The organism is Methylomagnum sp., from assembly GCF_054333355.1.
In genome coordinates this window covers 1-11,437 of the sequence record NZ_JBTEKS010000116.1, presented here as the reverse complement: position 1 = coordinate 11,437, position 11,437 = coordinate 1, and the positions used below count along the sequence as shown (strand labels likewise).

The following is an 11,437-nucleotide window of genomic DNA, read 5'->3' as shown; positions in this document are numbered from 1 at the left end:
GCTTCGACCGGCCCCCGGTGATGCGTTCGGCCTCCCATCTGCTGGCCCTGTCCACCTCGCTGGCCATCGAACTCAAGGACAAGGCCGGCGAGTTCCAGGAGGACACCGACTACTTCGCTCAGCACAACAGCCAGGCCCAGGCCATCGGCTGGTCCCAGGACGGCGCCCCGGACAGCGGCTCGTTGCGCGATTTCGCCAAGGGCGCCATCCGCCAGCATTTGCCCAAGACCCTCAACCGGGTGGAAGGCGCCGATTTCAGGCTGCCCACCGAGGAGGAACTGGACGCGCTGGAGGCCTACATGCTGTCCCTGGGCCGGACCACCGACGTGAATCTGGCCGCGCTGAAATTCAAGTCGGCCATCGTGGAGCGGGGCAAGGCGCTGTTCGACCAGAAGCAGAATCCGGTGGACGCCAACGGCAAAACCGTCTTCGGCCAGAGCGCCAACTGCAACGGCTGTCATCAGAACGCCGGGGCGGTCAGTTCCACCACCGCCGCCAACCCCACCCGTGACACCGGCATCGAACGGATGCGCGACCAGTTGCACCGGCTGGCGGACCCGACGGTGGCCTATGACGGCGGCTTCGGCCAGATCGAGCAGAACGACTGCGGCCCGGATTTCAACGCCACCTGCTACAGCGATGGCAGCACCGACCCACGCGGTGTCCGGCCCGCCAATCATCCCCGCCTGAACCGCTTCAACACGCCGCCCCTGGTGGAGGCGGCGGACACCGGGCCGTTCTTCCACAACCACAGCATCGGCACCCTGGAAGAAACCGTGGCGTTCTACAACACCGACGCCTTCAACAACTCGCCGGGTGCCTTCACCTCGTCGGGCAAGAACCGCCAGATGCGCCTCGACTCTTCCCAGGTCCACGCTGTGGCCCTGTTCCTGCGCTATCTCAACGTGCTGGAAAACATCCGCAGCGCCAACGCCCTGGCGGAAAAGGCGATGACCTTGAAGCGGGCCGAATATAAGGAGATGGTGCATCTCGCCATGGCCGACACCGAGGACGCCATCGAGGTGATCCGGGACGGCGTTTACATCCCCTACCCGGACGCGCTGGCGAATCTGGAGCTGGCCCTCAAGTTCGAGAAGCTGGCGATGGCCTCCACCGCCACCGCCCAGCGCAAGCAGCAGCTACAGAAGGCCATCGACCGGCAGAAGCTTGCTCGGGGCTTGATCGTGGAGGAATAAGTCAGCCTTAAGCCTTTCGGCCAGCGACCTAGTGCTTTGTCAGCCATTGAATGACGTGATAGGTGTAGGTCGGGCAGGTATTTCCTGCCCGACGCTTCGGCCAGTCGGGCATGAATACATGCCCGACCTACCCCCAGACATCCGGCCTCGTGCGACACCCTCGGGAACCACTCGGCGTTTCATGCGTGACGAAGCACTAGTCGGAGCGCGGGCGTCCCGCCCGCTCATATTTATATCGCGGGGCACAAAAACCAGGTTAAAGCCAAGCGCGATATTCCTCTGTGGGTGTATTTGGCTAGGGTGTTTTGCTCAGTCGACGACTGCTCAGGCTGAATCCGGTGCAGAAAATCAGGCGAGCCACCCGGAACCAGCTAATACGAGCGACGTGCTGGGGCAGAAGGATTCGCTGGTGTTGCATGGTGCGGAAATCATGCCGGGCGAGGACGGCAAACAGATAACCACGTTGAAAGTGCGCGGCAACCAGTATGCGGAGTTTCGGCCACATCCTGGAATCACCGGAGCCAAGGGCGTTATATCGCTGTGGATCAAACCGCTATGGGACGCGGGGGCAAGCCAATCGCATACCATTTTTTCGATGCCTTGGAATGACGGCAAATCGGGGTATATGGCGCTTTCCTGGGGATGGTGGGAGCCTAGTTATTCACAGCGCTTGCTGTTTATCCTGAATAATCAGGAAGGTTTGGCATGCTCGACCGATTCCCCATTAGAGGTGAACGAGTGGAATATGATAACGGTGGTTTGGAATAATGCCGACAAACCCGGCTGTAAACTGTTTGTGGATGGGGAAAAGCTGGCTCAGCGCGATCTGGCCTACCAAGGCAACTATACCGCTATGGGGCGGATGTATCTGGGGTCCGATATTGGCTCGACCGAGGCGCGGGGCAGGCTCAGCGATTTCGAGATAAAAGGCTTGCGGATTCAGGGGCAAGCTTTATCGGAGGACGCGGCTTACCAGTTATATCAGGCAGAGTCCAAACGGTTTCCTGGCCTTGCCGAGCGGACGCCAAGCTGGTTAAAACCATCCGCCTTAAGCGGGCAAAAAGTTCCCGTAACAGTGGATGGAAAGCTTGTTCAAAACCGGGTGATATTCGATGAAAGCGCGGAATGGGCCACTTCCGAGCTTTATACTAACCGCTTATTAGCCCGCCTTAAGAAAGCCGGGTTTAATGTATTGATTCCCTGCGTCTGGCATGGTCGGGGTACTCATTATCCTACGCCGCTCAGCGCGATGGACCCGACTATCAAGACCAAGCTTGGCAAACAGCGTGACCCGTTGGCAGCGTTAATTCAAAAAGCCCACGCCCTGGGGATTGAGGTTCATCCTTGGTTTACCGTCGTCCGGCGCGAGGATAATCAGTGGCCCGAGTATTATGAGGCTGGGACGCCTGCGGATGCTTATGATATACATAATGAACGGTTCCGGGATAATATCGTCGGGCTAATCTTGGATGTGGTAAAGCGGTATGAAGTCGATGGTATTAACCTCGATTATATCCGCGCCATGGGTATCTGCGAGTCGGCACATTGCCAACAGGATTACGCCGCCAAAACCGGCCATATATTGCGGGATGATTTGCCCAAGGCGGCCCCCGGCAGCCCGGAACACGAGAGGATTAGGGCATGGCAGGGCGCGGCGGTCACGGATATCGTGGCGCGGTTTTCCAAAGCAGCCAAAAAAATCCGCCCGCGCCTGGTTGTCAGCGTGGACGGACATCCCGAGTTGGACCCGGCCAAACGTGACCTTGAGGGGCGGGATGAAATCGCGTGGATTGAACGCGGCTTAATCGACGTGGTGTTCAATATGGATTACCGCCGCAAACCGGATGTCGAGGGGATTGCCACTGTGATGCGGCACATTCAGGGCAAGGGCGCCTTGATTCAGATTTTCGGTAATTATGACCAGCGGGGCGGGCGGGTTTTCCCAAGACCCGGCCAAATCGTGGCGGGCTACGCCGACTATGCCGGACAGCACTGGTCCCGCCAGGGATCGGCTTATTACATCGCGTCGGCCCTGTCCGACGATCAAATTTTCGCCTTGAGTGCGGGGCCGTTTAAAGCGCCTGCGATAACCTCCTGGTCTTCGTCTCATCATTAGCCATAGGAAATTCTGTGCCGTGACCCCTATTCTGAGCGTGATAAAACGGACCCCGTTGCTGGGCGGGGCGGCGGTGTTTGGTTTTCGGGTTTGGATAGCCGCCAAGCATCTCGGCGGACAGGTGGCGACCAGCCTCAAATGGCTGGTGTCCTCGTCGGAAACCACCAACCTGACCTATGACTTGTCCGACCTCAACAAGCGCCATCTGGCGGCGATGTTGGCCGTGGTGACGGGACAGCCCCAGGCTTCCCTGCTGGCTTATATCCAGGAGTTGGAGAACGATTCGGCCCTGGCCGCGCACATCCGCGAGCGAACCCTCGCCAGCCCCGACCGCAGCGTCGCCGACCCTACGCCCCGCTATGGACGGCGTTTGGGGTGGTATGCCTTGGTGCGGGCGACCAAGCCGAACGTGGTGGTGGAAACCGGCATCGACAAGGGCTTGGGCGCGTGCGTGATCACGGCGGCGCTGCGCCGTAACGCGGAGGAGGGCCACGGCGGTCGGTATTACGGCACCGACATCAACCCGCACGCCGGGTATCTCCTGCATGGGGCTTACGCCGAGCATGGCGAAATCCTGTACGGCGATTCGGTGGCCTCGCTCACCGCGCTGAATGCCATGATCGACCTCTTTATCAACGACAGCGACCATTCCGCCGAATACGAAGCCCTGGAATATCAAACCATCCGGGACAAGCTCTCCGCCGACGCGCTGGTGTTGGGGGATAACGCCCACGTTACCGACACATTGCTGGATTTCGCGAACGATTCCGGCAGGCACTTCCTGTTTTTCGCCGAGCGGCCCTTGAGCCATTGGTATCCGGGGGCGGGCATTGGCATTGCTTTCAAGTCGAAACAACCTTCGCTTTAACCTCCCCCAGTCCAGCAGCATAGGAACCTAATAAACATGTGCGGCATCGGCGGCATGATTTCCGCCCATCCCTTGTCGGATGCGGCGATTAGCGCGGCCCGCGCCGGGGTGCAGCACCTTTATCATCGCGGACCCGACGGATTCGGCGAAGTCACCGAATGCGGCCTCACCGGGACCGACACCACCCGGCTATATCTCGGCATGAGGCGGCTCAGCATCATCGACCTCAACGGCGGCTGGCAACCGCTTTACAACGAGGATCGTTCCGTCGCCTTGGTGTGCAACGGCGAAATCTACAACTACCGCGAACTCCGGGCCGAGTTAGAAACGCGCGGCCATGTGTTCCGCACCGGCAGCGATTGCGAGGTGATTGTTCACCTGTACGAATGGCTGGGGCTGGACTTCCTCACGCCATTGCGCGGCATGTTCGCGCTGGCCTTGTGGGACGCGAAGGCCCGCCGCTTGATTCTGGCCCGCGACCGGCTCGGCGAGAAGCCGCTATACCTCTACGAGCGGCCCGGCAGCCTGTTGTTCTCATCGGAAGCCAAGGGACTGCTGGCAACGGGCCAAGTGCCGTTTGAACTGGACCCGGTGGGCGTGGACTTGTTCATGCACTACCACTGGGTGCCGGAACCCCGCACGGCGATTCGAGGCGTCCGCAAACTGCCGGCGGGTTGCCTGTTGGAAATCCAGCCGGACACCTGGACCCTGACCGAGCGCCGCTATTGGCGTATCGAGGACGCGCCCGCGCTCACCACCGACCCGGAAGAAACCATCGCCGCCGAGATGGATCAAGCCTGCGAGTTGATCGTGCGCTCCGATGTGCCGGTCGGCGTGGCCTTAAGCGCGGGGTTTGATTCCAGCGCCATCGCCGCCCTGGTCGCGGACAAATATCCCGGCACGCTGCAAACCTTCACCGTCGGCTACGAGGGCCAGCATGTCCAGGACGAGCGCACCCCGGCGGTGGCGTTCGCCAAGCAATTGGGCCTGCCCAGCCATGAAATCGAAATCGGGCTGGCGGACGTGGTGCGGGATTTCCGGGCGCTTAACCTGTGCCGCGACGATCCGATTTCGGACATCGCGGGCTATGGCTATTACTCCATCGCCCAAGCGGCGCGGGCGGCGGGCTGTCCGGTGTTGTTGCAAGGGCAGGGGGCCGACGAATTGGCCTGGGGCTATCCATGGGCGCGGCAAAGCGTGGCGTGGTTGCGGCGTCCGGCGCCGGGGCGCGGCGGGCTGTGGGACGAACTCGCCCAATTAGGCCCGCTCCACACGGATATCAAGGCTTACGCGCAGGCCGTGGGGTCGCATGTGTACGGCTGGGGCCGAGCGGACTGTCGGGGCGGCGCGTTGCGGCAACCCTATCAATTCACCCGCTCGTTCCGCATGGCGGAATACCTGAAGCCGCGCATGTTCGCCGCAGGCTATTTCGCGGACGGCGCGGCGTCCTCGCCAGCCCACGCCTTTGCCGCTCCAGGCGATGGCATCGGCACCGATATTATGGTGACTCAATATCTCTTGGAAGGTTATTTGCGGGAGAACGGTTTGGCGCAGGGCGACCGGCTGTCGTCGGCGCATGGGGTCGAACTCAGGTTGCCGTTCTGCGACTACCGGCTGGCCGAAACCGTGGTCGGTCTCCGCAAGCATCGCGCCGATGACGGGTTGGGTTCCAAGGCTTGGCTGAAAGGGGCACTCGGGCGGTTGCTGCCGGAATGGGTATTGCAACGGCCAAAAACCGGTTTTTCACCGCCCGTGCTGGCGTGGTTCGACGCCTTGGGCAAAACCTACGGCGCCCATGTCGCCGACGGGTATCTGGTGCGGCAAGACATTATCACTCCGCTCGCTGCGAGAAGGTTTCTATCCAGCCGTTCCCGTTTAAGCGCCTGGTTTCAGCTATGTTTCAGCGTCTTGGTCCTTGAAATTTGGGCCGAAGAAATGGACGCTCTGGCTAGGTATTCGCGTGATTCGCAACGCGACCCCGTTACGTCCATCCACACCGGAGGGGCTGAGTTATGAGCGAGTTAATTGAGACGGGGGCTTGTTATGAAGAGGAAAACAACTTTATGTCTGAAATAATGGCGGGCCTAAATTTTAGAGGATGGATTCCATATAGTATCCGGGCGTTGATCCGCGAAACCTATTTTAAAGCCACCTCGGGTGTGGCATCGGCGCGGATAACCAAAGCCATCGAAGCCCACAGCAAGCAGGGCGTTCCGTTAAAGCTGATGATAGGTGCGGGTGGCTTGCGCTATCACGGCTGGATTGCCACCGATATATATACCTTGGACATACTCAAGGCGGAGGATTGGGATAAATTCCTTAATCCCGGCAGTATCGACCGTTTATTGGCGGAGCATGTCTTGGAACACCTCAGCATGGAACAAAACCGGATCATGTTGGGTTTGGCTTATGATTATTTAAAACCCGGTGGCGTATTTAGGATTGCTGTCCCGGATGGCAACCGCAAGGATATAGAATATGTGGCCGAGGTCGCGCCCCCTAAGGATGGGCATCAGGTATTTTTCACGTTTGAGAGCTTGGCTGGCTTGCTGGAATCCGTGGGTTTCCAGGTCGAGCCGCTGGAGTATTTCGACGCGGCGGGCAGCTTCCACGCGGTGCTTTGGAACTCCGAAGACGGGCATATTAACCGCTCCGTGCGCTTCGATAAGCAGGAAAGTATGCGGGTGGGGAATTTGCGCTACACGTCTTTGATTGTGGATGCACGGAAACCTGCTTGAATTATGATTGGATTAGTTTGTCGATTAATTCACCTGACTTGGGATATTAAGTGAGTACCAGCAAATATTATCATCAGGGTTTTTACGCGGGCTACATGGATGAATCCATGGCCTCCGCCAAGGCAGTTATTGAAGTGGTGCTAAACCATATTCAGCCCCCGTCCAGCGTGGTGGATGTGGGCTGTGGTATCGGCACTTGGCTGAAAGTTTGGCAGGAGCGGGGCGCTGAGATACGCGGTCTTGACGGCGCTTATGTCAAGCGGGACCAATTATTGATTGATGCCGCCCAGTTCACGGCCATGGAATTATCCAGGCCCACACCGCTAGGACGGCGGTTCGATCTCGCCGAATCCCTGGAAGTTGCCGAGCATCTCCACGAGCGGGACGCGGATGGTTTTGTCGAGTTTTTGTGCGGTCTTGCGCCAGTGATTCTGTTCGGTGCCGCGATACCTCATCAGGGCGGCGACCACCATGTCAATGAGCAATGGCCGGAATATTGGGCGGAAAAGTTCGCCCGCCGTGGCTATGTCTGCGCCGATGTGATTCGTAATGAAGTTTGGAATCGGCCTGATTGTGCATACTACTATGCACAAAACACCTTTCTTTATGTTCACAAGGATTGCTTGAATCAGTATCCCTCTCTCGCGACGGCAGCGGCACACACCGATATTCAAGCCCTAGCACGGGTGCATCCCAAGAAATGGATTCGCCAAATTGAAGGCGTGGCGAAACTTGAATACCTGCTCGTGAAGTTACCCGGCAGTATCGGCAATTTCGTAGCGCGAGCGCTGAATAAGCTGCGCCGGTTGACCATTGGCGCTTAGTTTGGTGTTTTATAAACTAAGCCTGTCGATGCTACCGTTTGACAAGGGCTTTTGGAGTGCAAGGCTTGCCTTGTGCTGTTCTGGAAGGCAAGGCAAGCCTTGCACTCCAAGTTGATTTGGCGCTTACTCCTATGAAATACGCGGCCACCTTTCTAGTCTTTTCGCTTATCGCGAGAAATAACCTTTATTTCAATGCGCCATTCGAGGTATTGAGAGGGGTTTCCCTCGTGCTGGTCGCGTTAATGGGTTTCTATGGAATGCTACAACCCAAAGTCCTACGGGCTATGCCACGCTATTGGCCGCAGTTTGGTTATTTAGTCGCTATATTCCTATCTCTGGCTGTCACCGATTCTCTAGTCTATGTTGGGTTTCAAACGCTCTCCGTGGCTACGGTACTAATTTTTTCCATCGCTTGTAGCGAATCGAAGAATCCCGAGCCAATCAAGGCCGCTATTTTGAATGCCACCTTCTGGGGTTACTCGCTATTGATGATAATCAGCCTCGCGCTATATGTGGTGAAGCCTAATCTCGCCTATGAAGTGCTTTATGCTGGCGAGCTAAGATTCCGGGGAGTCTTTCCCAAATCGGGCGTTACCGGCGCGAGTGCGGGCGTGCTAATGGGGATTTGCTTTTTCTGGAAAAACAAGCGTCTCTGGTTGCGGGCGGGTGCCTTCGTTTGTGCGGCGGCCTGTCTGTTGCTCACCCAGTCGCGAACCTTCTGGGTGGCGGCGTTTGTGGCGGGCATGGCCACCTATGCCATTTATTTTCGACATAGCTTCAAAGTTATCACGGGCCTGGGCCTGATCGGGGCCATACTCATTGCCGGGGTATATATCGCTGACGTACGGATCAAAGGTGATTCCGTCAAGAAGTTCGCACGGGTGGAATCAATCACCAATCTTACGGGACGACTAGAGCTTTGGAATAAAGCCCTCTATAAATATTATGAGAACCCGATTGTGGGATTGGGATTGACCGCCGGGGCCACGGCTTTTATTGATGATCGCAATGTCGTGGGTTTCGATGCTAAATCGGATGATTTAAGCGCCAACCGCAGTATCGGCATGACCACCATGCACAGCGGTTATATGCAATCCCTATTGGATTCGGGCTTCGTCGGCACCTTCTTCTATTTAAGCTTGATTGTGGCGTCTATTTGGCGGCTATACGGTAACGACACCGCCCGGCAATATCCAGCGGAATTCTATTTATTGGTATTCTTAAGTATTTCCAATATATCCGAGAATGTGATTTATGCGGTGACGGTATTCAATAGTGTCCTATTCTTCATGCTGGCTGCATTTGCGATGCATCTTCGGCCTTCAAATCCGGTGCCAGATCAAGGGAAATCAATTAGACCAGCTTTAATATATCCTTATCAACGCCAGGATTATGGGCAGATGGTTCAAGGTAAATCGACTTGAGCCTATCGCCGCAGAGAGCTAGGCCGGGAGCCGGGCATGTCGGTTAAACGCCATACCATTTTCAATATCGCCGGTAATCTAATTCCAGCGGCGATTTCACTTGCCACAGTACCGCTTTATCTACAGTTAGTCGGGTCGGCCCGCTATGGCGCTTGGGTCATTATCTGGACGTTTTTAAGTTATTTCGCGGTGTTCGATTTAGGCTTGCCCCGCGCCGTCGCCAACCGCATCGCGCCACTTCAAGAAAGCGCCGTGCAGGAGCGGCAAACCGTGTTCTGGACCGCGTTTTGGCTGAGTATGGCCTTCGCCGTGGCGGGTGTCGGAATCCTATATGGCAGCGCTTATATGCTGCTGGATTATGTCTTCACGGTCGGCGAGGCGCTGACGGTCGAGATGGCGGACGCGCTGCCGTGGATGGCCGCTTGGGTGCCGGTGAATGCGCTTGGCACCGTCGCGGTCGGAGCGCTAGAAGGCCGCGAGCGCTTCGGGACCACCAATCTGTTGCAGCTTGTCGGCTTCGCCGTTTTTCAGGTCAGCCCTTTAGTCGCGGTGTGGTATTGGGGTCCGAGTCTGGCCGTGATGGTCGCCGCCGCGATAGCCGCCCGTGGCGCTTACGCTTCGGCCCAACTCATCGCCGCGATTTTGCACCTGCGAATCAGGACCATCCGAGGCGTGGCGCGGCATGAGGTGCGCCCGCTGCTGGGGTATGGCGCGTGGTCGGCGGTGACGGGGCTAGCCAATCCCATCATGGAAAGCGTGGACCGCCTATTAATCGGCGTGGCGTTGGGCGCTCAATCCGTCACGTTTTACAGCGTCCCCTTTGGGCTGACCGACAAGGTTCGGATTCTGCCGGACGCCCTACAACGGTCGCTGTTTCCAAGGCTATCCAAGCTGGTCGACGCGGGACAGGCGCGGGATCAGGCCGAGCGGGCCGTGCTGCAACTCATCGCGATGATGACGGCGCTGCTGGCGCCCGCCATGTTTGCGCTCGGTCCCTTTCTGACGCTGTGGGTGGGGCAGGATGTGGCCGAACGCGCCACCCCGCTGGGCCAAATTTTTCTGGTCGGGATGTGGCTGAATGGGCCGGTTTTCATGGCGCGGGTGTTGCTGCAATCGAGGGGTCGACCCGATCTGGTCGCCAAGTTTCAAATGGCCGAATTCCTCCCATATATCGCCGTGCTGTGGCTATGCCTGGCAGCGTGGGGCTTGACTGGCGCGGCCCTGGCCTGGGCGCTGCGGGGACTGGTCGATACCGGGCTGATGCTGTGGATGGCTGGGCTGTTGCGGCGCTCGCTGGTACGTAGCCTGCCCTGCGCGGTGCTGGTCGGCGCGGCGTGTTATATCGCCTACACGCAACATCCCGTGCTTGTGGACGCGGTAATTTACGCGCTGGGCTTCGGCGGCGGCGGTCTGTTACTGGCGTATCTGACCAGCCCGGACTTGTTCCGGCGCGTCCAGCGGAGGCCAAGTATTGCGCCATGATTGTTTTACGTGATTTTGGGAAATGAACGTACCCGTTGAGCTGGATATAGGATGGGTGGAGCGTACTCGCGAAACCCATCGAACCGGGCCGCATTGCGATGGGTTTCGCTACGCTCCACCCATCCTATAAAGATATTCTTTCCTAGAAATCGCCTTAACAAGTATTTACCCACGGCCCGCTAATATCATCCCAGCATGAAAAAACACGCTTCATCAAGCCGGTCGGTCGTCATTGTGCAACGGGTTTTGCCGCATTATCGGGTAGCTTTTTTTGACCGTTTACATGAACGGCTACGCGAACGGGCCATCCATTTACACTTGGTATATGGGCAGGAATGGCCGGGTACGGTGCCGGTCACGGTCGATTTCCCGAGAGATTGGGCCACACGCATCAATAACCGCTATATACGCTTCGCGGGATTGAATCTGGTGTGGCAACCCTGCTTGAGTATTGTGGCGGCTTCCGATCTGGTGATTGTCGAACAGGCTAACTCCCTATTGCTGAATTATGGACTGCTCGCCGCCCGTCAATGTGGTCTACAGCGAGTGGCTTATTGGGGCCACGGCCAAAACTTTCAGGCGGGTGGCAAAAATGGCTTCCGGGAAACCCTTAAAGCGGCGCTATTAACCCCGGTAGATTGGTGGTTCGCCTATACCGAGTTGAGCGCCGCAATCGTCAAATCAAAAGAATTTCCAGTCGAGCGCATTTCAGTCGTCAATAACGCCATAGATACCGATGACTTCCATTCCGCCTTAGCATCCATCAGCTCGGAGGCGGTGGCTCAGCTA

At 57.7% G+C, this 11,437-nt stretch carries 8 protein-coding genes and 1 pseudogene; all 9 read left to right on the top strand.

All coding sequences use genetic code 11. The annotated features are described in order from the left end of the window. A pseudogene (locus ACXWUF_RS10835) lies at positions 1-1,196 on the top strand (hypothetical protein); the annotation flags it as partial. Positions 1,197-1,581: 385 nt separating this feature from the next. Next, positions 1,582-3,312 carry a family 10 glycosylhydrolase gene (locus tag ACXWUF_RS10830; RefSeq protein WP_458494692.1) on the top strand — a complete coding sequence of 577 codons (1,731 nt, stop codon included), beginning with the start codon at positions 1,582-1,584 and terminating at the stop codon, positions 3,310-3,312. Positions 3,313-3,331: 19 nt separating this feature from the next. Next, on the top strand, positions 3,332-4,180 hold the full coding sequence (locus tag ACXWUF_RS10825) for a class I SAM-dependent methyltransferase (RefSeq protein WP_458494691.1): 849 nt from the start codon (positions 3,332-3,334) through the stop codon (positions 4,178-4,180). 36 nt (positions 4,181-4,216) lie between these two features. Continuing rightward, positions 4,217-6,196: an asparagine synthase (glutamine-hydrolyzing) gene (gene asnB / locus ACXWUF_RS10820; protein WP_458494690.1), complete on the top strand. Its 1,980-nt coding sequence runs from the start codon at positions 4,217-4,219 to the stop codon at positions 6,194-6,196. A 47-nt stretch (positions 6,197-6,243) separates the two neighbouring features. After that, on the top strand, positions 6,244-6,918 hold the full coding sequence (locus tag ACXWUF_RS10815; RefSeq protein WP_458494689.1) for a class I SAM-dependent methyltransferase: 675 nt from the start codon (positions 6,244-6,246) through the stop codon (positions 6,916-6,918). A 107-nt stretch (positions 6,919-7,025) separates the two neighbouring features. Continuing rightward, positions 7,026-7,742 (top strand): class I SAM-dependent methyltransferase, encoded by a 717-nt coding sequence (locus ACXWUF_RS10810; RefSeq protein ID WP_458494688.1) that lies wholly within the window; start codon positions 7,026-7,028, stop codon positions 7,740-7,742. Between the two features lie 56 nt (positions 7,743-7,798). Continuing rightward, complete coding sequence (locus tag ACXWUF_RS10805) at positions 7,799-9,166, top strand: O-antigen ligase family protein (RefSeq protein WP_458494687.1); 1,368 nt, start codon at positions 7,799-7,801, stop codon at positions 9,164-9,166. Between the two features lie 36 nt (positions 9,167-9,202). Further along, on the top strand, positions 9,203-10,648 hold the full coding sequence (locus ACXWUF_RS10800) for a flippase (RefSeq protein ID WP_458494686.1): 1,446 nt from the start codon (positions 9,203-9,205) through the stop codon (positions 10,646-10,648). A gap of 195 nt (positions 10,649-10,843) precedes the next feature. Beyond that, positions 10,844-11,437 (top strand): hypothetical protein (locus ACXWUF_RS10795; protein WP_458494685.1); only part of this gene is annotated, 594 nt, incomplete at its 3' end.